21 protein-coding genes are annotated in these 18870 nt (G+C 68.5%); 4 read left to right on the top strand and 17 right to left on the bottom strand.

Features of this window, described 5'->3' with window-relative positions; genetic code table 11:
* Positions 1 to 18: 18 nt before the first annotated feature.
* The 8 genes from CLV01_RS27480 to CLV01_RS27445 form a co-directional block, all read right to left on the bottom strand.
* Complete coding sequence (locus CLV01_RS27480; RefSeq protein WP_099732755.1) at positions 19 to 906, bottom strand: amino acid ABC transporter ATP-binding protein; 888 nt, start codon at positions 904 to 906, stop codon at positions 19 to 21.
* The gene (locus CLV01_RS27475; RefSeq protein ID WP_099732756.1) at positions 893 to 1714 is read right to left on the bottom strand and encodes an amino acid ABC transporter permease; all 822 of its coding nucleotides are present in this window, start codon (positions 1712 to 1714) and stop codon (positions 893 to 895) included. The genes CLV01_RS27480 and CLV01_RS27475 overlap by 14 nt, the downstream gene beginning before the upstream one ends.
* Positions 1704 to 2453: an amino acid ABC transporter permease gene (locus CLV01_RS27470; RefSeq protein WP_013800583.1), complete on the bottom strand. Its 750-nt coding sequence runs from the start codon at positions 2451 to 2453 to the stop codon at positions 1704 to 1706. The genes CLV01_RS27475 and CLV01_RS27470 overlap by 11 nt, the downstream gene beginning before the upstream one ends.
* Complete coding sequence (locus CLV01_RS27465; protein ID WP_099732757.1) at positions 2450 to 3721, bottom strand: aminotransferase class I/II-fold pyridoxal phosphate-dependent enzyme; 1272 nt, start codon at positions 3719 to 3721, stop codon at positions 2450 to 2452. Before CLV01_RS27465 ends, CLV01_RS27470 begins: the two co-directional genes overlap by 4 nt.
* The gene (locus CLV01_RS27460; RefSeq protein WP_099732758.1) at positions 3718 to 5253 is read right to left on the bottom strand and encodes an FAD-binding oxidoreductase; all 1536 of its coding nucleotides are present in this window, start codon (positions 5251 to 5253) and stop codon (positions 3718 to 3720) included. The genes CLV01_RS27465 and CLV01_RS27460 overlap by 4 nt, the downstream gene beginning before the upstream one ends.
* Positions 5250 to 6068 (bottom strand): transporter substrate-binding domain-containing protein, encoded by an 819-nt coding sequence (locus tag CLV01_RS27455; RefSeq protein WP_099732759.1) that lies wholly within the window; start codon positions 6066 to 6068, stop codon positions 5250 to 5252. Before CLV01_RS27455 ends, CLV01_RS27460 begins: the two co-directional genes overlap by 4 nt.
* Positions 6065 to 6979 carry a transporter substrate-binding domain-containing protein gene (locus tag CLV01_RS27450; protein ID WP_043823910.1) on the bottom strand — a complete coding sequence of 305 codons (915 nt, stop codon included), beginning with the start codon at positions 6977 to 6979 and terminating at the stop codon, positions 6065 to 6067. Before CLV01_RS27450 ends, CLV01_RS27455 begins: the two co-directional genes overlap by 4 nt.
* 102 nt (positions 6980 to 7081) lie before the next feature.
* The gene (locus tag CLV01_RS27445; RefSeq protein WP_047327838.1) at positions 7082 to 7942 is read right to left on the bottom strand and encodes a transporter substrate-binding domain-containing protein; all 861 of its coding nucleotides are present in this window, start codon (positions 7940 to 7942) and stop codon (positions 7082 to 7084) included.
* 233 nt (positions 7943 to 8175) lie between these two features.
* Here CLV01_RS27445 and CLV01_RS27440 point away from each other — a divergent pair, with 233 nt between their 5' ends.
* On the top strand, positions 8176 to 8589 hold the full coding sequence (locus tag CLV01_RS27440; protein WP_099732760.1) for a lysozyme inhibitor LprI family protein: 414 nt from the start codon (positions 8176 to 8178) through the stop codon (positions 8587 to 8589).
* 15 nt (positions 8590 to 8604) lie between these two features.
* Here the strand turns inward: CLV01_RS27440 and CLV01_RS27435 are convergent, their stop codons facing one another.
* The 7 genes from CLV01_RS27435 to CLV01_RS27405 all read right to left on the bottom strand — a co-directional run bounded on the left by CLV01_RS27435 (position 8605) and on the right by CLV01_RS27405 (position 14832).
* Positions 8605 to 9798 carry a fimbrial protein gene (locus CLV01_RS27435; protein WP_257221537.1) on the bottom strand — a complete coding sequence of 398 codons (1194 nt, stop codon included), beginning with the start codon at positions 9796 to 9798 and terminating at the stop codon, positions 8605 to 8607.
* A gap of 236 nt (positions 9799 to 10034) precedes the next feature.
* On the bottom strand, positions 10035 to 11003 hold the full coding sequence (locus CLV01_RS27430) for an ADP-ribosylglycohydrolase family protein (RefSeq protein ID WP_257221536.1): 969 nt from the start codon (positions 11001 to 11003) through the stop codon (positions 10035 to 10037).
* Entirely contained in the window at positions 11000 to 11581 is a 582-nt protein-coding gene (locus CLV01_RS27425) for an NADAR family protein (protein WP_043791788.1), read from the bottom strand. Before CLV01_RS27425 ends, CLV01_RS27430 begins: the two co-directional genes overlap by 4 nt.
* A gap of 28 nt (positions 11582 to 11609) precedes the next feature.
* On the bottom strand, positions 11610 to 12221 hold the full coding sequence (locus CLV01_RS27420) for an HAD family hydrolase (RefSeq protein WP_099732762.1): 612 nt from the start codon (positions 12219 to 12221) through the stop codon (positions 11610 to 11612).
* Positions 12199 to 12783, bottom strand: a complete 585-nt coding sequence (locus CLV01_RS27415) for an RNA 2'-phosphotransferase (RefSeq protein ID WP_099735042.1) — start codon at positions 12781 to 12783, stop codon at positions 12199 to 12201. Before CLV01_RS27415 ends, CLV01_RS27420 begins: the two co-directional genes overlap by 23 nt.
* Before the next feature lie 56 nt (positions 12784 to 12839).
* A complete protein-coding gene (locus CLV01_RS27410; protein WP_034367930.1) occupies positions 12840 to 13772 on the bottom strand; it encodes a sugar kinase in 933 nt (310 codons plus the stop codon).
* The gene (locus CLV01_RS27405; RefSeq protein ID WP_034397141.1) at positions 13759 to 14832 is read right to left on the bottom strand and encodes an SPFH domain-containing protein; all 1074 of its coding nucleotides are present in this window, start codon (positions 14830 to 14832) and stop codon (positions 13759 to 13761) included. Before CLV01_RS27405 ends, CLV01_RS27410 begins: the two co-directional genes overlap by 14 nt.
* An 87-nt stretch (positions 14833 to 14919) precedes the next feature.
* Here CLV01_RS27405 and CLV01_RS27400 point away from each other — a divergent pair, with 87 nt between their 5' ends.
* Entirely contained in the window at positions 14920 to 15654 is a 735-nt protein-coding gene (locus tag CLV01_RS27400; protein ID WP_099732763.1) for an NUDIX hydrolase, read from the top strand.
* 25 nt (positions 15655 to 15679) lie between these two features.
* Here the strand turns inward: CLV01_RS27400 and CLV01_RS27395 are convergent, their stop codons facing one another.
* The gene (locus tag CLV01_RS27395; protein ID WP_099732764.1) at positions 15680 to 16642 is read right to left on the bottom strand and encodes a threo-3-hydroxy-L-aspartate ammonia-lyase; all 963 of its coding nucleotides are present in this window, start codon (positions 16640 to 16642) and stop codon (positions 15680 to 15682) included.
* Between the two features lie 44 nt (positions 16643 to 16686).
* Positions 16687 to 17328, bottom strand: a complete 642-nt coding sequence (locus tag CLV01_RS27390; protein ID WP_013800599.1) for a helix-turn-helix transcriptional regulator — start codon at positions 17326 to 17328, stop codon at positions 16687 to 16689.
* 66 nt (positions 17329 to 17394) lie between these two features.
* Between CLV01_RS27390 and CLV01_RS27385 the strand changes: the two genes are divergently transcribed.
* Both CLV01_RS27385 and CLV01_RS27380 read left to right on the top strand, forming a co-directional pair.
* The gene (locus CLV01_RS27385; protein WP_012207551.1) at positions 17395 to 17886 is read left to right on the top strand and encodes a YbaK/prolyl-tRNA synthetase associated domain-containing protein; all 492 of its coding nucleotides are present in this window, start codon (positions 17395 to 17397) and stop codon (positions 17884 to 17886) included.
* A 69-nt stretch (positions 17887 to 17955) separates the two neighbouring features.
* Positions 17956 to 18837, top strand: a complete 882-nt coding sequence (locus tag CLV01_RS27380; RefSeq protein ID WP_099732765.1) for a CHAD domain-containing protein — start codon at positions 17956 to 17958, stop codon at positions 18835 to 18837.
* Positions 18838 to 18870 lie beyond the last annotated feature (33 nt).

The following is an 18870-nucleotide window of genomic DNA, read 5'->3' as shown; positions in this document are numbered from 1 at the left end:
GCTCCTGGAGGTGGGGGATCAAAGGGCAAAGCGCAGGCTGTTGAAGGGCAGCGGCGCTGTGGCCGGTGTGGCCGGGGCGGCTGGCGCAGCCCTGGGCCGGGCGCCATCGCCCAGGGCGCGCTGCAGGAATTCGCGCGTGCGCTCGCTGCGCGGGCTGCCGAAGATCTGGGCGGCCGGGCCGTGCTCGACGATGCGGCCGGCCTCGGTGAAATACACCTGGTCGCTGACCTCTTCGGCAAAGCGCATTTCGTGCGTGACCAGCACGCAGGTCATGCCGTCCCTGACCAGGTCGCGGATCACGGTCAGCACCTCGCCCACGGTCTCGGGGTCCAGGGCCGAGGTCACTTCGTCGAACAGGATCAGCTCGGGCCGCATGGCCAGGGCGCGCGCAATGGCCACGCGCTGCTGCTGGCCGCCGGACAGCTCGCCGGGGTAGGCGGATTCCTTGTGGTCCAGGCGCACCTTCTGCAGCAGGGCGCGGGCCTCGCGCTCGGCCGTGGCGCGGTCGCGGCCGACCACGCGCGTGGGGGCGATGACCAGGTTCTCCAGCACCGACAGATGGGGGAACAGGTTGTACTGCTGGAAGACGAAGCCCACGCGCTTGCGCAGGGCGATCAGCTCGGCCTCGGTGCGCAGCTGGTCCACGCGCGTGCCCGCCACCGAGATGGCGCCGCGCTGGGGCCGCAGCAGGCCGGTGATGCAGCGCAGGATGGTGGACTTGCCCGAGCCCGAGGGCCCGATGATGGTCACCGCCTCGCCGCGCCGCACCTGCACGTCGATGCCCTTGAGCACCTGGTTGTCGCCAAAGGACAGGTGCACATCCTGCAGTTGGACCAGTGCGGGCGCCGTGCCTGCGGGGGCATCGGCCGTGGCGAGTTGGGAGAGAAAGGAGTCAGTGGCGTTCATGGCGTCGCTCCAGGCTGCGCGTGGCGCGCGCAATGGGATAGCAATAGGCAAAGAAAAGAGCGAGCAGCGTGAAGTACACAAGGATGGTGAAGTCCGTGCGTGCCACGGTGTTGCTGGCGATCTGGGCGGTGTCCACCACGTCGTGCACGCCCACCAGCGAGGCCAGCGAGGTGCTCATGGTGATGCTGGCGTAGAGGTTCATCCACGGCGGCAGCATGCGGCGCACGCACTGCGGCAGCACGATGAGGCGGAAGATCTCGCTGCGGCGAAAGGCCAGCGACTGGGCCGCCTCCCACTGCGCGCTGGGAATGGACTGGATGGCGCCCCGGAAGATCTCGGCCACGTTGGCGCTGGTGGGCAGGGCCAGGCCCAGCACCACCTTGACCCAGTCGGGGAACGGAAAGGTCCAGCCCACCAGCTTCAGCTCGAACGGGAACACATAGGTGGTGAAGTAGATGAGCACTAGGATGGGCGCATTGCGAAACAGCTGCACATACCAGCGCACGCCGGTGCGCACGGCCGGCGTGGGCGACAGCGACAGGGCGCCCAGCACCAGGCCGGCCACGGTGCCGATGGCCACGGCCAGCACGCTGATCTCGATGTTGACCAGGAGGCCGCGCAGCAGCGCGGGCAGCCATTTCCACAGGTGCACGAAGGCGGGCGGGGCGCTGTCCGTGGCGGCCCAGCAGGCGCACAGGGCCAGCAGTGCGGCGCCTGCGATCAGCCAGGGGTTGCGCGCCGCGCGCAGCAGGGCGGCAGGCAGCGGGCGGGGCGCGGCGCCGGTGTTCAAGGTGGCTTCATTGGCCATAGCCGGGCATCCTCAGGTGTTGTTCCAGCCAGCGGCCCGCCAGGCTGACCAGCCAGGTCAGCAGGCCGAACCACAGCAGGATGAGCAGCAGCAGCTCCAGCACGTTGTCGCGCTGGGACCAGATCATGATGGACTCGTAGGTCACGTCGCCCACGGCGATGGCCGAGGCCACGGCCGTCATCTTCACCAGGTCCACCAGGTTGTTGGTCAGCGAGGGCAGGGCAAAGCGCACGGCCAGCGGCAGCTGCACGCGCACCAGCAGCTGGCGCTGCGAAAAGCCCAGCGAGCGTGCCGCCTCCAGCGTGGTGGCGGGCACGGCCTCGATGCCGGCGCGCAGCGCCTCGGCATGGAACACGCCCTTGTGCAGCGAGACCACGATCACCACCCAGACAAAGGGCGTGAGCGGGTTGTTGCCCGCGCCCCAGTCGCGCAGCTGCTGGGTGATCAGCATGTTGAGCACCAGGAAGGCGCAGTACAACTGCACCAGCGTGGGTGTGTTGCGCGTGACCTCCACAAAGGCGCGCGCAGGCCGTGCCAGCCAGGCGCGGCCCGAGGTCAGGGCCGCCGCCAGCGCCACGCCGGCCGCCAGGCTGCCGGCAATGGTCAGCAGGGCCAGCTGCACGGTCACGAACATGCCGCGCACAAAGGCCTGGCGCTCGGCCACGTCCAGCACGAAGGCGTAGTTCAGGCCCAGGCCCTTGAGCGCTTGCACGCCCTGGGCAAGCAGGCTGTCGTTCATGGCACGGCCTCCAGGGCGGCCGGCTGTGCATGCGCTTGCGCTTGCGCAGCGGGGTCTTTCAGCGCGGCCACGGCGCGTGCGATGCGGGCCGTGGCCTCGGCCAGCACCTCGTCGCTGGCGGCGGTGGAGATGCGGAAGTAGGGCGACAGGCCGTAGGCCCCGCCATCCACGGCAGCCACGCCTTCGGACTCCAGCAGCCATTCGGTCAGGTCAGTGTCGCTGGCGATGGGCTGGCCGTCCGGGCGCAGGTGGCCTATCAGCGCGCCGCAGTGCACAAAGGCAAAGAACGATCCGCCCGGCGGCAGCAGGGCCAGGCCCGGCACCTGGTCCAGCGCCTGGGTGACCCGTTGCGCGCGCCGCGCATAGGCGTTGCGGGCCTGCTGCACAAAGCTCTGGTCGGGCGACTGCAGCGCCGCCGCGGCTGCGGCCTGGGCCACGGAATTGGGGCCTGACGAGGCCTGCGACTGGATCACCACCATGGCCTGCACCAGCGCGGCCGGGCCTGCGCCCCAGCCGATGCGCCAGCCGGTCATGGCATAGGTCTTGGAGACGCCGTTGACCAGCAGCGTGCGCTCGCGCAGGTCGGGGGCCACGGCCAGCCAGTGCGCGGGGGCCTGGGGCGTGAACCAGATGTGCTCGTACAGCTCGTCCAGCAGCACCAGCACCTGCGGATGAAGGCGCAGCACCTGGGCCAGGGCGGCCAGTTCCTCGCGGCTGTAGACGGCGCCCGAGGGGTTGCCCGGCGTGTTCAGCACCAGCCAGCGCGTGCGCGGCGTGATGGCGGCCTGCAGCGCGGCCGGCGTGAGCTTGAAGCCCTGCTCAATGCCGCAGTCCACGATGACCGGCGTGCCGTCGTTCACGCGCACGATGTCGGGAAACGAAGGCCAGTACGGCGCGGGCACGATGACCTCGTCACCCGCGTCCAGCGTGGCCGCCAGCGCGTTGTAGATCACCTGCTTGCCGCCGTTGCTGACGATGATCTGCCCGGCGTCGAAGTCCAGGCCGTTCTCGCGCCGGTACTTGGCGCTGATGGCCTGGCGCAGCGCGGCCGTGCCGGGCGTGGGCGTGTACTTGGTTTCGCCCCGGGCCAGGGCCGCGATGGCGGCCTGCTTGATGGGCTCGGGCGTGTCGAAATCGGGCTCGCCTGTGGTCAGCGCAATGATGTCGCGGCCCTGGCGGGCCAGGGCCGTGGCCCGCGCGCTGGCCGCGGCATTGGGCGAGAGCCTGACGCGCTGCACGCGCTGCGAAAGGGGAAAGGGCGTGGTCATGGCGTGGGGCCTTCCTGGAATGCGGCGGCTGGCGTTGGAGAAACCTGCGGCAAGTCGTGCGGGAAATCGTCCGGCAGGGCTTGCAGCACCTTGCCGGGATTGAGCAGGCCCAGCGGGTCGAAGGCCTGCTTGAGACGCCGCATGAGCTGCAGCTCCACGGCGCTCTTGTAGCGGGGCAGCAGGTCGCGCTTGGTCTGGCCCACGCCGTGCTCGGCGCTGATGGAGCCGCCATGGGCGTGCACGCTGTCGTGCACCACCTCGTGGATGGCGTCTTCCTGGGCAAACAGCTGCGCGGGCGTGCTGTCCGGCGCGTGCGACACGTTGTAGTGCAGGTTGCCGTCGCCCAGGTGCCCGAAGGCCACGGGCCGCACGGCGCCAAAGCGCGCCTGCAGCAGCGCGGCCGTGGCCGCGAGAAAGTCGGGGATGCGCGAGATGGGCACCGACACGTCGTGCTTGATGTTGCGGCCGTCGCGCCGCTGGGCCTCGCCCAGGGCCTGGTCGCGCAGCCGCCACACGGCCTGGCTTTGCTGCAGGCTCTCGGCAATGGCGGCATCGGTGACCAGGCCGTCCTCGAAGGCCTGGCCCACCACGCACTCGAAGCGCTGGCGCGCATGGTCCTCGCCCTCGCTGTCGGACAGCTCGATCAGCGCAAACCAGGGCGCGTTGAGCGCCAGCGGTATCGGTTGCTCGGGCACATGGCGGGCTATCAGGCCCAGGGCCGTGTCCGACATCAGCTCGAACGCCGTCAGGCTGGCGCCGAAGCCCGCCCGCGCCTGGCTGAGGAAGGCCACCGCATCGCGTATGCAGCCAAAGGCCAGCAGGGCCGTGTGCTGGGCGCGGGGCAGCGGATGCAGGCGCAGCGTGGCCGCCGTGATGATGCCCAGCGTGCCTTCGCTGCCCACGTACAGGTCGCGCAGCGCATAGCCGGTGTTGTCCTTGCGCAGCCCGCGCAGGCCGTCCCAGATGTCGCCCTCGGCCGTCACCACTTCCAGGCCCAGCACCAGCTCGCGCGCGTTGCCGTAGCGCAGCACCTGGGTGCCGCCCGCGTTGGTGGACAGGTTGCCGCCAATGGTGCAGCTGCCCTCGGAACCCAGGCTGAGGGGAAACAGCCGGTCCGCATCGCGCGCTGCCTGCTGCACATGGGCCAGCACGGCGCCGGCTTCCACGGTCAGGGTGTCGTTGTCGGTGTCGATGGCGCGCACGCGGTTCAGGCGCGCCAGCGACAGCAGCACGGCGTGGCCCGAGGCGTCGGGCGTGGCGCCGCCCATCAGCCCGGTGTTGCCGCCCTGGGCCACGATGGGCGTGCGGTGGGCGCGGCACAGGCGCACCAGCTGCGCCACCTGGGCCGTGTCGGCAGGCCGTGCCACGGCCAGGGCCTGGCCCGTGAGGCGGCCATGCTGGTCGGTCAGGTAGCCGGCCGCATCGGCACCCGTGAGCACATGGGCGTCGCCCAGGGCGTGACGCAGCGCGGTGATGAGGTCGGCGGGGCCGGTGATGTGGCCGCTGGTGCTGGTGCTGGTGTGGGTGCTCATGCGGGCGCCTTCCTGAACTTGTCGTGCAGCTGGTGCAGCAGCGGCGTGGGCGTCATGCCGTTGCGCTGCTCCACCTCGATCAGCCAGCCCGTTCGATGCCAGTCCTGCACGATGCGGTCGATGGCCGCCTGCGTGTCGGACTCGCCCTTGCGCAGCCAGATCACCGAGGGCGAGGGAATGATGTCTGCGGGCGAGACGATCTCGTAGTCCTTCCAGTCCGCATTGCTGGCCACGAGTTCGCGCAGCGTGGGGCTGACATGCACGGCGGCCGCGCAGTTGCCGCCCTTGAGGGCCAGCAGCGACTCGGGCTGGCCCCGGAAGGCCTTGATCTGGGCGCCGTATTTATCGGCCAGCGGCTTGGTGAAATTGCTGCCCTGCGACACGCACACGGGCTTGCCGCGCAGGTCGTCCCACTGGCGCACGCCGCTGCCCTTCTTGGCGATGGCGGCGCCGCCGACTTCCTCGAACGGCGTGGGCACGAAGGACAGGATCTCGCTGCGCTCCTGCGTCCACTGCATGTTGGCGATCAGGATGTCCACCTTGCCCTGCTGCAGGAACTGCACGCGGTTGGACGGCTGGACCTGCACGGTCTCCACCCCCACGCCCAGGCCCTTGGCCACGCCTTCGGACAGCTGCACGTTGTAGCCCACGTGCCTTTGCGTGACGGGGTCGATGGTGCCGAACGGCGGCCCCGAAAGCATCACCCCCACCACGATCTTGCCGCGCTGCTTGATGCGGTCCAGCGTGGCGTCGGCATGGGCTGCCAGGGCCGTGAGGGCGAGCAGGGCCGCCAGTGCGGTGCGAGTCGGCTTCATGGCTTGGCTCCCTTGACGGCGGCCTGGGTTGCCTGCGCATCGGCTTGTGCTGCCGCATACACCGCGAAGTCGTAGGGCGCGCGGTCGAACTGGCCCTTCAGCGCGCGTTCGTGGCGCTCGGCGATCCAGGTGTCGGGCACGCCGCTGGCGCGGGCCACCTTGAGCAGGAAGCCCGTGCGGTGCCAGTCCTGGATGGCCTTGTCCACGAAAGCCTGGGTGTCGGCCTCGCCGCGGCGCGTCCACACCACGGTGGGCGAGGGAATCAACTGGTCCTGCGTGCCCAGCTCGAAGTCCTTCCACTCGGCTGCATTCGGGCCGGTGAGCTTTTCATAGAGCGCGGGCTGGATATGGACCGAAGCCGCGCAGGTGCCGCCCTTGAGCGCCAGCAGCGACTCGGGAATGCCCCGCAGGCCCTTGACCACGGCGCCATAGCTCTCGGCCAGGGGCTTGGCGAAGTTGCTGCCCTGCGACACGCAGGCCACCTTGCCGCGCAGGTCTTCCCAGCGCTTGATGCCGCTGGCCTTGGCCACCAGGGCGCCGCCGCCGATCAGGTCATAGGGCGTGGGCGCGAACGAGAGGATCTCGCTGCGCTCCTGCGTCCATTGGATGTTGGCGATCAACAGGTCCACCTTGCCGCTTTGCAGGAACTGCACGCGCGTGGAGGCGGTCACGGGAACCGTCTCCAGTGGCACGCCCAGGCGGCGCGCGATGTCGGCGGCCAGCTCGGTCTGGTAGCCGCCGGTCTTGCCGGTGGCGGGGTCCAGCACGCCGAACGGCGGGCTGGCGCCATCAATGCCCACGGACAGCTTGCCGCGTTGCTTGATCTTGTCCAGCGTGGCATCGGCGTGGGCGGCGCCGGCGCCCAGCAGCAGGGCCAGGGCGGCGGCAAGGGGGGGAAGAAGGCGGGGCATGCGTGAATCCATCAGGGAACGGAAGGCCCGGCCCCGTCCTGCGGGGCCTGGGCCTGGGTGGTCGGAAAAAAAGCAGGGGTGGACCGCCGTGGCGGTCGGCGGTCAGCTGGCGGACTTGAACTTGGCCTGCAGCTCGGGCAGCAGCGGGTTGGCCGGCTCGATGCCCACGCGCTTTTCGGCGGCGATCAGCCAGCCCGTGCGGTGCCAGTCCTGCACCACCTTGTCCACGGCGGCGATGGTGTCGGCCTCGCCCTTGCGGGTCCAGACCACGGAAGGCGCGGGCAGCACCTCGCCGGCGATGGGGGCCGAGTACTGCGCCCATTCGGGGTTGCTGCGCAGCAGCGGATAGATCAGCGTGCTGTCATGCACGGCGGCCACGCAGTTGCCGCCCTTGAGCGCCAGCAGCGAGTCCGACGAGCTCTTGTAGCCATGCACCTGGGCGCCGTACTCGCTGGCCAGCGGCTTGGCAAAGCTGCTGCCCTGGGACACGCACACGGGCTTGCCGCGCAGGTCTTCCCACTTGGCGATGCCGCTGCCCTTGCGCACGGCGGCAATGCCGCCCACGCGGTAGAAGGGCGTGGGCGCGTAGCCCAGGGTCTCGGCACGGTCGGGGTTCAGCTCCATGGAGGCGATCAGCAGATCCACCTTGCCGGCCTGCAGAAACTGCACGCGCGTGGCGGTCTGCACCTGGACCAGCTCGGCCTCCACGCCCAGGCCCTTGGCCAGGGCGCGTGCCAGCTCGGGGTTCCAGCCCACCAGCTGCTGGGTGGACGGGTCGATGGAGCCGAAGGGCCCGCCATTGACCAGCACGCCAATGGTGACCTTGCCGCGCTGCTTGATTTTGTCCAGCGTGGCATCGGCCCGGGCCTGGGTGCAGGCCAGGGCCAGCGCGGCGGCGATGAAGGTCAGGGATGCGGAAAGGGTGGCGCGGGGCTGGCGGCGCAGGGTGGGGCTTGTGTGCATGGCGGGAGCGGGGGAGCGGGGAATAACAGGGCCAACGAAAGATGCGTACGCCTGCATCTTCTGGCCGCCCTTGACCCACGGCAACAAAGCTTTGGGAGCATGTTTATGCACTTTGCGTCGCTGCATCAGGGTGATCACCAGGGGAATGTGGGCCCGAGGCAGGGCGGGTCGATGGTGTAATCGCGACGGCCGGGGTGCTGCACCCACCGGCACCTCCCAGCGAGCCCTCTTCCATGCACCAAGCCCTAGCGTCCCTACTCGCCCCTCTCGCCTGCGCCGCCCTGCTGTGTGCCAGCCCCGTGGCCTGGGCCGCCAATCCCACCAGCTCGGGCAATTGCGAGGAAAGCTACACCAACATGTCCGAGGTGCGCGCCTGCCTGCACGAGCAGAACGTGGCCATGGTCAAGGCCGCCTACGTCTCGCTGTCGCTCAAGCTCAAGGCCCGCATGCCCCAGGCGTCGGAAGAGCTGGAAGTGGCGCAGAGGAACTGGGTGCAGTACGCACGCAGTGCCTGTGAGTTCCTCTCTGAATTCAATTCCGCCAGCTTTGCCAAGGACGATGCGCGCGCCAACTGCTGGAGCGACTTCGCCCGCGCCCGCACCAAGCAGCTCAAGTCCTGGGAAATGCAGCTGGACAAGAAGCCCTGAGGGTGGGGACTCTGCTCACTGGTAGTTCAGCGTGAAGGTGGCCCTGCCGTTGGCCTGCCCCGTCGTGACTGCCGCAGCGGTCTGCACGTATTTGGCAGTCAGCGGGATCTTGAACTGGGCAACGCCCTGGACGATGGTTCCCGCACTCCATTGGTTGGTGTTGCCAGGCACGTTGGAGTCGGGGCCGTAGCCGAGAGCGGTGCCATCCTTCAGTATCTGTATGCCTATTCCGGTGGCAACCGGCTTGCCGTCTGGCGCGGTCTGGCTCAAGGTCAGGACGGTGCTCTGATTGCTGGTGTCATTGGCATCGGTGAGCGTGATGTGGGGGCGCAGAACGCTTTCGGGCGCGCCGCCCTTGCATTCCAGCGTGATGTCGAAGTGCTGGGGGACGGAGGTGGACTGGAGGCCCGTGAAACGCAGGATGGGCACAGCGCCCATGGGTACGGAGATGGTCGAGGCGGCCACCGAGCAGGAGGGACCGACCACCACCCTGGTGCGGCCGGACAGGTTGACGTTTCCTGCGGTGCAGCTGGGGCACTGGAATCGCATCTCGACGTTCATCCCGGAGCCCGTTAGCGTGCCAGCGGAAACGTTGCCGGTTTTCACCAGCTCGATCCAGACATCCTGGGGATGTGAACTGACATTCCAGAAATAACCCAGCGCGCCCGAATGATTTTCTGATTCGGTGGTAATGGGCATGGTTCTGCCACTGGGAGCGTTGGGGCCTCGCCATGTGGCCCACCAGCGGATTCCAATGCCGGGAATATTGGTGCTGTAGACATTATTGTATCCGGGCGTCTTGTTTCCGGATTGAACATTGGCGGCTACAACGGCGTTGGAAACATCGTACTCGAATGCCGTGTTCAGCACTGCTCGAAGATTAAATACGGTTGCCGTAGACTTCCATAGCGTAGATCCGTTGGAGTAATTTCCGGGTACTGTTATTTCCTCGGGCAGTGAGATGCTGGAGCTGGTGGGGGAGAATACGCCACCGGCAAAGGCATTGGTGTTCATCGTTGCCGCTGAAAAGGCGATGAAAAATGGAAGGGCGATCAATGCAAGGCGGCGTACTTGCGAGAAAAATGAGGGAATGAAAGAAAAATGCATGATACTGATTCGCTCCATTGCTGAAGTATGATTCTCGAAAATATCACGCAATAGTTTTATTGAACTTTTGAGTGAATAATGAGGGGCTGGAAATGAAAGCATCGAATCATTCGATGGGTGGCCTCTTTAGTATTTCGCACTCTACGCCGAAGATATGAGGTGATGCAATCAGACTGCTCTGATAATGGAGCGTGGCTCAGTCAAAAGCCGACCATGCACGCCATTCGCAAAGAGCAAGGCCCGAGTGTCACGGAGCCCGGGTGCGTGGGAGGTCGCGCAGACAAGCCTGGTCCAGTCCGCTCGCGGACCCGGCGGCTGTCGTGAGCGCGCCAGGCCGCTCAGTTGCTGAGAGGTGCGGTCGGAGAAGCGTCACTGGCACCTCTGGCGGCTTGCCAGAGCGCATCGGCCAGGGCTGTGATCTCAGGGGCCAGGTGCAGGCGTTCCAGCCAGCGGTCCGCAATGCCGCTGGCGCCGTGGAGGGCTCCTGCCAACTGGCCCGTGATGGCTGCCGTGGTGTCGGCGTCATCGCCCAGGTTGGCTGCCTGCAGTACCGCGCTTTCAAAGCTGTCATGCCTCGCAAAGCACCACAGGGCCGCCTCCAGGCTGTCCACCACGTAGCCGCTGCCGCGTATCTGTGCGGCCGGCTTGTCGCGATATTCGCCACGGGCAATCTCCCGCAGGCGTGGGCTGGCGCAGTCTTGCAGAACGCCGCCCAGGTCCAGAACCTGCGACCGGGGCAGTCCCTGCAGTGCCCGGCACAGCGCCACGGCGAACAGGCGGCAGGCCTGCAGGCATTCAGGTGCCGCGTGGGTGGTGCGTGAGCTGAGTTCAGCCATGCGCTGCACCAGGTCCTCGTCGGGGCCGAAGAACATGGGCACGGGCGCCAGCCGCATCAGGGAGCCGTTGCCGGCCTGGTCCGGGTCGGGCGACCCGGACAGCGGATCGCCGGTGGCCAGGAAGCGCTGGATGGCCGCCCTGGTGGCCATGCCGATGTCAAAGCAGTTGCCGGTGGAACTCCAGTACCCCCATTCGTACCAGTTGGCATAGCGCGTCATCTGGTCGTGCGGGTCGCAGCCGCCGCGCTGGAGCAGGCTTTCGGCCAGGCACAGGGCCATGGAGGTGTCGTCGGTCCACTTGCCTGCGGGCAGCGAGAACGGGCCGCCGCCGACCATGTCGGTCAGCGGCGCAAAGCTGCCGCGCGGCTGGAATTCCAGCGTCGTTCCCACGGCATCGCCACAGGCCAGGCCCAGCAGGGCACCACGGTATCGGTCCAGCGTGTCCATGGCCATGCCTGTGCTCGCGCTCATGGTCGGTCAGGAGCGGTGCTGCGCAGCCGCGCGCGCACCTGCATGAGGGCAAAGCCCAGCAGGTTCAGGCCCTGCCAGCGCGCGGGGTCGGTGGCGCGCACATCGTCGGCGGCCAGGCCGATGCCCCAGATGGCGTCCACGGGGCTGGCCTCCACCAGCACGCGGTCGCCCGTGTTCAGCAGATAGCGGGCCAGGGCCGGGTTCTGGGAGAACTTGGCCTGGTTGGCGCGCACCACGATGCCCATGCGCGCGGCCACCCAGGCCGCTTCATCGAAGCCCTGGATGCCACGCCCCAGCTTCTTGGCCTCGCCCGGCGTGCGGCAGCGCACGATGGCCGCGTGCGCCGCCTCGTCGCCAAACAGCCGTGCCTTGCCCGCCATCATGAAATGCTCGGCCGTGGGGTAGTGCTGGCCATCGACCTCGAAGCCCGCCTCGAACCACTGGCTCATGCAGGTCTTGCCGATGGAGCCATCGGCCGCAGGCTGGTGGCCCCAGAACGGCAGGAAGCGCGGGGTGAGACCCTGGGCCATGGCGTGCTGGAGGTCTTGCAGGGAGGCGATGTGGTCTGTCGTAGTCATGGGCTGTCTCGTTGCCGTATGTGCCGTTTCAGGAATGCGATGGAGCTTGCTGCAGCCACCACTGGCTGAAGGCCATCAAATCTGCGTGCTGCGAGTGGGCGTGGACCAGGTCCGGCCCGGTGTTGGGCGTGCCGTTCGGGCCACGGCACACCAGGGCCGCGTGAATGCCCGGGCCAATGTCCCGGAGGTAGGGCAGATAGTCGTCCACGAAGGCGACCGGGCCGAGCCGCTGCAGGGCGTCTGCCTTGGGGCTGCGCAGGCCGGTGGTCCGGCCCGTGGCGATCACGCGGTCGATGGGAAAGCCGAGGTCGCGCAGGTTGCCCAGGCGGGCCTGCTCGAAGCGCGCCGCCAGGGCCGTCACGCAGACCAGTTCGTAGCCGGCGCCCTGCAGGTCGTGGCAGGCCTGCAAGGCATTGCCCAGCGCGGGAATGCTGCGCCAGAAGTCGTCGTCCATGCAGGCCCTGAACTGTTGCAGGCGCTCACCGTCCAGCGCCTGCACGGCCCAGCGGTCCATGGCCCAGTAGGCATGGGGGTCGGCCTCGGCGGGGCGCTGGCCGAACGCGCGCTCCCAGGCATCGGCATAGGCGCTGTTGTAGTCCAGCAGCACGCCATCGGCGTCAAGGGCAATGATGGGTTTCATCGTGTTCCTCTTCGGCCAGCACGCGCAGGTAGTGCGGTGCCACGCTGTCCGTGAGCCAGACGCCGTTGTCCGAGCGGTAGAACAGGCAGGCATCGGCATGCATGCGCGCCGCATCGATCTCCAGCAGCACCAACCGGCCATAGCGCTGGCCCACGGAGCGGGCCGTGGCCAGGTTGTCGGTCAGGTGCACGTGGTGGCGGTTGCGCCGGTCCAGGCCGGTGCCCAGGATGGAGTCCAGAAAGCGCGTGGCCGTGCCATGGTAGAGGCGCTGCGGCGGCACGCTGGCCTGCAGGCCCAGGTCGATCTGCACGGAATGCCCCTGGCTGGCGCGGATGCGCAGGCCGTCGGCGCTGATGGCAAAGCGCTGCTTGGGGCAGCTTTGCACCACCTCCATCAGCAGTGCGGGCGAGATGTTGCGGCCGGCCGCCTGGGCGCCGCGCAGCAATGCGTCTATGGAGACCCAGCCCTGGGCGTCCAGTGCGAGTCCGGCGCGGCCGGGGTTGTGGCGCAGGACCAGGCTCATGAATTTGCTGGTCGATGTCAGTGTGTTCTTGTTGTTCATACGGTCCATTTCCATGGATTTTCTTGTTGTGTTGATGATTGTCCGTGCTTCGGGCTTCACACCACCAGGCAGCCCTGCCGGTCCGACAGGCCGATGGTGGCCTGCATGCCCGCCGTGAACTGCAGGTAGTCGGCCTCCATGCCGTCCGAGAAGATGACGCCATGGTCGGGCATGCGCGAGCGCAGGGTCAGCGGCTGGCCGGCGGTGACCTGGCCGTAGACCAGTTCGGCCGTGGAGGAGCGGCTGGGAAAGGGCTCGCGCACGGCGAAGTCCAGGCGCGGCGCATCCCAGGCGAAGGGCTGGTAATCGAAGTCGGTGGACGCGCCGCGCACGGCGCGGGCAATGCCCATCGATCCCGTGACGATGCTCTTGATCCAGGCGGACGAGCCCAGCCCCGTGGCGACGATGAGGCCGGAGGACGATTGGGATTCGCGCCGGTCGCCCAGCGCGATGTCGTACAGGGCCGAAGTATGGCTGCGCGGGCCGATGAACAGGTCGTTGGCGGCGCGCAGCACCTGGCCGTCGCTCAGGCGTGCTTCGGCCAGGGTGACGGCGCGCGTGGGGCGGCGGTTGGCGGCCACGTCGCCCAGCAGGGCGGCCAGGTCGGCGGGGGCGAAGGGCAGCAGCAGGCCGTCCCAGCGCGCGGGCTCGGGGTTGACGCCGATGAGCGGCTGGCCGTCCAGGTATTTCATGGTGTTGGCCACCATGCCGTCCTGGCCCAGTGCCACCACGATGTCGTCGGCGCCGAAGACGAAGTTGGGCACCAGGGCGCGGTCCACGATCTGGTAGCGGCCGCGTGCCTCTAGCGCCTGCACCACGGCCTGCAGGGCGGCGGCGTAGGCGGCGCTTTCGCGCAGGTAGTCGCCGAAGTCGGCGCCCAGGTGCTCGATGTAGAAGCGCGCCTGGGACAGCGTGTGGTACCTGGCCACCAGCTCATCGAGCCGCGTGCGCCGCACCACCAGCACGGTCTTGCGTTCATTGGCGTTCACGGCGGCTCCTTGCGGGTTCGGGATCGGCCACGGCAGCTGCATGGCCTGCACCGGCTCCCATGAGCGACTGCAGCAGCTCGGGCGAGACGTTGAGCTGGCCGATGCGCTCGGCCTTCTCGGCAATGCCGCCAAAGGCCTGGGCGATGAGCTGGCCCGGCTGCATGCCCACGGCGGCCAGCGATTGCACGATGCGCGGATCGGCCTTTTCCAGGGCCTGCATGACGGCGCCCACGCGGTAGGCCTCGGCCTCGGCCAGGGTACGGCTGTTGGCGGCCTGGCCTTCGACGAAGTCGCGGCGGCTGGTCTCCAGCGCCACGTCGGCAGACATCTGTTCGGCGCGCAGTTCGTTTTCCTTGCGCATCTGGGCGGCCTTGGCTTCCAGCTGGGCCTCGCGGATCTGGCGCTTTTTCTTTTCCACGGCCACGTCGGTATCGAGCTCGTTCTGGCGGATGGCGCGCTCGTTTTCCACGGCAGCCATGCGGCGGGCATAGACGGCATCGTCCGCGGCCTTGAGGTTGGATTCGCGCGCCTCGGCCTCCAGCGCGCGGGCGATGTCGGGCGTGGGTTTGACGGCCATGACCGAGACGCCCAGGATTTCCAGCCCCAGCGCCTCGATCTCGGGCTGGGCGGCCAGCTCCTGCTGGGCCGTGCGCGCAATGAGCGCCGAGGAGCGCAGCGCCTGCTTGAGCTCCAGCGCCTGCACGGCCTGCTGGATGATGACCTCGGCCTGCATGGTCACGCGGTCGCCCAGGCGCTGCGGGTCTTCGGACATGTATTTCTGGCCGTCGCGCGCCAGGGAGAAGTCCATCAGCGTGGCGGTCTGGCGCGGTGTGCTGATGCGGTAGGTGACCTGGCCCTGCACGGTGACGCTCTGGAAGTCGGCCGTCACCAGCTCCAGCATGAAGTGGCAGTCCTGGCTGCCCACGGGCACCGCGACCAGGGTGGTGGTGGGCGCGTAGTAGAAGAAGGACTGGCCCGCACCCTCGCGCACCACCTTGCCGGCGCGGAACTGCATGAGGTGGACCGTGGGTTGGGACTTGATGAAACGGATGCCGAACATGGTGCTTCTCCTTTAAGTTGCTCTGTGCAACTTGTATGGGTTGCATAGTGCAACTTAAAATTCGGCACGTCAAGCACAATCCATCCCATGGCTGAAAAAAATTCCCCATCCCCGCAGGGCGCGCTGGACTTCCCGCGCCCGTTCACCACGGTGGACGTGGTCATCTTCACGGTGGCAGACGATGCCCTGCAGGTGCTGCTGGTGCAGCGCCCCACGGCGGGCAGCGAGCCCTTCCCGGGGCTGTGGGCGCTGCCCGGCGGCTTTGTGGATGTGCGCCAGGACGCGGACCTGCTGGCCTGCGCGCGGCGCAAGCTGCTGGACAAGACGGGCGTGGACAGCCCCTACCTGGAGCAGCTGGGAAGCTGGGGCGGCGCGGCGCGCGACCCGCGTGGCTGGTCGGCCACGCATGTGTATTTCGCGCTGATCCCGGGGCACGACCTGATCCTGGCCAAGGGCGCGAATGCGGCCGATGTGTCGTGGTTTGCCGTCGATGAACTGCTGCGCGAGCCTGCGCTGGCCTTCGACCACGGCGAGATCCTGCGCGCAGCGGTGGAGCGGCTGCGGAGCAAGGTGGAATACACCTCGCTGCCGGCCTTTCTGCTGCCCGAGCCCTTCACGCTGCCACAGCTGCAGCAGGCCTACGAAGTGGTGCTGGGCCGCCCTGTGGACAAGAGCGGTTTTCGCACGCGCATGATGGCGGCCGGCTTTCTGGTCGAGGCCGGCCAGGTGGAGGGCACGTCACGCCGCCCGGCCATGGGCTACCGCCTGGCCGACCGCAGCGCGCCCGTGGTGTTTCCGCGCACTTTCAGCCCGCGCGGGTGAGGGCGGCCTTCGATCAGGACCAGGATCAGGCGCCCAGCAGGCTGCAAAAGCGCTGCATGTCCACATTGCCGCCGCTGAGGATGATGCCCACGCGCTGGCCGCGCAGCTCTTCGCCTTTCTGGCGCGCGGCGGCCAGGCCCAGGCAGCCGGTGGGCTCGACCACGAGCTTCATGCGCGTGGCCAGGAAGCCCATGGCATCGACCAGCTCGGCATCGCTGGCGGTGAGGATGTCGGTCACGTCGCGCTGGATGATGGGGAAGGTGATGCCGCCCAGGTGCTGGGTCTGGGCGCCGTCGGCAATGGTCTTGGGCGTTTCGATGTGGACGATGCGGCCCGCGCGCAGCGACTGCTGGCCGTCGTTGCCGGCCTCTGGCTCCACGCCGTAGAGCGCGCAGTCGGGGCTGAGCGCACGCGTGGACAGGGCGGTGCCCGACAGCAGGCCGCCGCCGCCTAGCGGCACGAAGAGGGCGTCCAGCGGGCCGGTTTCCTCGAACAGTTCCTTGGCGGCCGTGCCCTGGCCGGCCAGCACGTCGGCATGGTCGTAGGGCGGGATCAGGGTCAGGCCGTGGCGCTCGGCCAGGTCGCGGCCGATCTGCTCGCGGTCTTCGGTATAGCGGTCGTAGACCACCACCTGGCCGCCATAGCCCTTGGTGGCCGCCACCTTGGCGGCGGGCGCGTCATGCGGCATGACGATGGTGGCGGGGATCTCCAGCAGCCGCGCTGCCAGGGCGATGGCCTGGGCGTGGTTGCCCGAGGAAAACGCCACCACGCCGGCCTTGCGCTGCGCCGGGCTGAAGCGAGACAGGGCGTTGAAAGCACCGCGGAACTTGAAGGCGCCCATGCGCTGCAGGTTCTCGCACTTGAGAAAGACGCGGGCGCCCAGCGCATCGTCCAGCGTGCGCGAGGTGAGCACGGGCGTGCGGTGGGCATGGCCCTGGATGCGTTGGGCCGCTGCGGCCACGTCGTCATAGGTGGGAAGGCTTGTCATCGGTACGGGAGAGAAGGGGTTGCAGATCGGCGGGGTGCCGGGAGCTACTTGGCGTAGCTGTAGACCGTGGCGCGCGACACGCCCAGGTGGGCGGCAATGGTCTCCATGGAGCGGCGCACATCGAGCAGGCCGGCGCCCTTGAGTTCGCGAACCAGGGCGCGGCGCTCCTCGGGCTTGAGGGCGCGCGGCGTGGTCGCCAGGCGGGCCGCGAACTGGTCGATGCGGGCACGCACCGTGTCGGCGCCTGCGCCGGCGCCCGTGGGGTCCAGCATTTCGCGCGCGGGGGTGTCGCCGCTGACGGCGGCAAAGCGGTTGAGCATGCCCTGGAAGCCCTGGAACATCGTCAGGTCCACATTCATGCACAGCGCGGCGATGTAGCGGCCCTCGGAGTCGCGGATGCCGATGGACGTGCTCTTGGCCTGGCGGCCATCGGCGAACTGGTTGGGGTAGTTGGCGATGACCTGCTCGTAGCCGGGGTCGAGGATGCGGGCCAGGCCCAGCTCCGTCGCGCCCTGGCCCACTTCGCGGCCCGACAGGTTGTTGTGGATGGCCAGCACCGCATGGGACGGGTCGAGCAGGTCATGCACCACCACCTCGCAGAACGGGGCAAAGGTCTGGCCCAGGCCTTCGGCGATCTGGGCCAACTGGTCCAGAAGCTGGCGCTGTTCAGGGGTTCGTTGGGTCATATTGGACATTTTGTTTTGAATTGGACAAAATGTCAAAATCCAGACGACTTCTCTGCGCTTTCCACCATGTTCGACACCCTTGTAGACCTGCTGCAATCCCAGGGCGCGCGTTTTCGCGTGCTGGAACATCCGGCCGAAGGCCGCTCCGACCTGGTCGCCGAAATCCGGGGCACCGCCCCCGGCCAGGGCGCCAAGGCCATGCTCTGCAAGAGCCGCGATGCGGCCGGTGCGGGCGATCCCCAGCTGTTCCTGGCCGTGCTGCCCGGCGACCGCAAGCTGGACTTCAAGCGCCTGGCCCAGGCCGTGGGCGTGCGCAAGGCCACGCTGGCCTCGCCCGAGGAGGCCCAGGCCGCCACGGGCTGCGTGATGGGATCGGTGCCGCCGTTCTCCTTCAACCCGCAGGTGCGCCTGGTGGTGGACCCGGCCCTGGTCGAGCGCTTTGGCGAGATCGCCTTCAACGCGGGCCGGCTGGACCGCTCCATCGTGCTGGACTCGGCCGACTATGTGCGCATTGCCCGGCCCGCGCTGCACAGCCTGAGCGGGGAGGGCGCCGATTGACCATGGATTGACCCTGGCGCGGGGCTGCGCCCACAATCGTCGGCAACGTACACATCTCCTTGCCTGACCATGTCCACCCCTGCGAAGCAGCACCCTGACCGGCCCGATGCGGCCGGCTTTGTGCGTGCGGCGCTGACTGCTGCCCTGGCCCAGGTGCAGTCGCATCTGGCGGTTTTGGAGGGCGGTGGCAGCGATGCCGAGACCATCCACCAGCTGCGCGTGGCCTTGCGGCGCCTGCGCACCGTGCTGCGTGAGTGCGCAGGGCTGGCGCCTGGCATGCGCGCCGAATGGGATGAACCCCTGGCCCAGGCCTTTGCGCAGCTGGGCATGCTGCGCGATGCCGATACGTTGGCCGATGTGGTGCGCCCGCTGCTGCAGGCCGCCCATGCGCCCCTGTGCGAGTGGCAGGCGCCGCAGGCCGTGCAGGCGGATGCAGCCGCTGCCGTGCGCGAGCCGCCATTCCTGCACGCGCTGGCCGAGATCCAGGCGCTGGCGCAGGCGCCGCAGGCAGAGCCATCGGCCCGTTTTGCCCACCTGTCCGCCGCAGGCACGCGCAAGTACCTGGCACGGCGGCTGGCGCGCCTGCACCGCCAGGTGCTGCGCGACGGCCTGCACTTCGACCGCCTGCCGCTGGCGCAGCAGCACCGCGTGCGCAAGCGGCTCAAGCGCCTGCGCTACCTGGCGGACTTTGCCCGGGAATTCGCGCCCGGAATGTGGCCCGGCAAAAAGGGCCGGTGCTTTGCCGAGGCGCTGGTGCCCGCCCAGGACGCGCTGGGCCTGCACAACGACATGGCCGTGGCGGCCGAGCATTTTCGTGACGAGGCCGCCACGGATCCGCGCGCCTGGTTCGCCGCCGGCTACCTGCAGGCCCGCCTGGCCACCAGCGCGCGCAGCAGCCGCCGCGCGCTGCGGGCGCTGGCCCGGGTGCCGGGCTTCTGGGCTGGGCGATAATCCGCCGCTGGCGCACCGCCGCAGCCCCTGGGC

Origin of the sequence: Delftia sp. 60 (assembly GCF_002754395.1) — a bacterium.
GTDB classification, from domain to species: domain Bacteria; phylum Pseudomonadota; class Gammaproteobacteria; order Burkholderiales; family Burkholderiaceae_C; genus Comamonas; species Comamonas acidovorans.
The sequence above is the reverse complement of the archived record's forward strand: the minus strand, read 5'-3'. Positions and strand labels throughout refer to the sequence as shown.

Excerpts from the sequence above, each read along its gene's own strand:
- CLV01_RS27480 (WP_099732755.1), bottom strand. The coding sequence starts at position 906 with ATGAACGCCACTGACTCCTTTCTCTCCCAACTCGCCACGGCCGATGCC.
- CLV01_RS27475 (WP_099732756.1), bottom strand. The coding sequence starts at position 1,714 with ATGGCCAATGAAGCCACCTTGAACACCGGCGCCGCGCCCCGCCCGCTG.
- CLV01_RS27470 (WP_013800583.1), bottom strand. The coding sequence starts at position 2,453 with ATGAACGACAGCCTGCTTGCCCAGGGCGTGCAAGCGCTCAAGGGCCTG.
- CLV01_RS27465 (WP_099732757.1), bottom strand. The coding sequence starts at position 3,721 with ATGACCACGCCCTTTCCCCTTTCGCAGCGCGTGCAGCGCGTCAGGCTC.
- CLV01_RS27460 (WP_099732758.1), bottom strand. The coding sequence starts at position 5,253 with ATGAGCACCCACACCAGCACCAGCACCAGCGGCCACATCACCGGCCCC.
- CLV01_RS27455 (WP_099732759.1), bottom strand. The coding sequence starts at position 6,068 with ATGAAGCCGACTCGCACCGCACTGGCGGCCCTGCTCGCCCTCACGGCC.
- CLV01_RS27450 (WP_043823910.1), bottom strand. The coding sequence starts at position 6,979 with ATGCCCCGCCTTCTTCCCCCCCTTGCCGCCGCCCTGGCCCTGCTGCTG.
- CLV01_RS27445 (WP_047327838.1), bottom strand. The coding sequence starts at position 7,942 with ATGCACACAAGCCCCACCCTGCGCCGCCAGCCCCGCGCCACCCTTTCC.
- CLV01_RS27440 (WP_099732760.1), top strand. The coding sequence starts at position 8,176 with ATGCACCAAGCCCTAGCGTCCCTACTCGCCCCTCTCGCCTGCGCCGCC.
- CLV01_RS27435 (WP_257221537.1), bottom strand. The coding sequence starts at position 9,798 with ATGCTTTCATTTCCAGCCCCTCATTATTCACTCAAAAGTTCAATAAAA.
- CLV01_RS27430 (WP_257221536.1), bottom strand. The coding sequence starts at position 11,003 with ATGAGCGCGAGCACAGGCATGGCCATGGACACGCTGGACCGATACCGT.
- CLV01_RS27425 (WP_043791788.1), bottom strand. The coding sequence starts at position 11,581 with ATGACTACGACAGACCACATCGCCTCCCTGCAAGACCTCCAGCACGCC.
- CLV01_RS27420 (WP_099732762.1), bottom strand. The coding sequence starts at position 12,221 with ATGAAACCCATCATTGCCCTTGACGCCGATGGCGTGCTGCTGGACTAC.
- CLV01_RS27415 (WP_099735042.1), bottom strand. The coding sequence starts at position 12,783 with ATGAACAACAAGAACACACTGACATCGACCAGCAAATTCATGAGCCTG.
- CLV01_RS27405 (WP_034397141.1), bottom strand. The coding sequence starts at position 14,832 with ATGTTCGGCATCCGTTTCATCAAGTCCCAACCCACGGTCCACCTCATG.
- CLV01_RS27400 (WP_099732763.1), top strand. The coding sequence starts at position 14,920 with ATGGCTGAAAAAAATTCCCCATCCCCGCAGGGCGCGCTGGACTTCCCG.
- CLV01_RS27395 (WP_099732764.1), bottom strand. The coding sequence starts at position 16,642 with ATGACAAGCCTTCCCACCTATGACGACGTGGCCGCAGCGGCCCAACGC.
- CLV01_RS27390 (WP_013800599.1), bottom strand. The coding sequence starts at position 17,328 with ATGACCCAACGAACCCCTGAACAGCGCCAGCTTCTGGACCAGTTGGCC.
- CLV01_RS27385 (WP_012207551.1), top strand. The coding sequence starts at position 17,395 with ATGTTCGACACCCTTGTAGACCTGCTGCAATCCCAGGGCGCGCGTTTT.
- CLV01_RS27380 (WP_099732765.1), top strand. The coding sequence starts at position 17,956 with ATGTCCACCCCTGCGAAGCAGCACCCTGACCGGCCCGATGCGGCCGGC.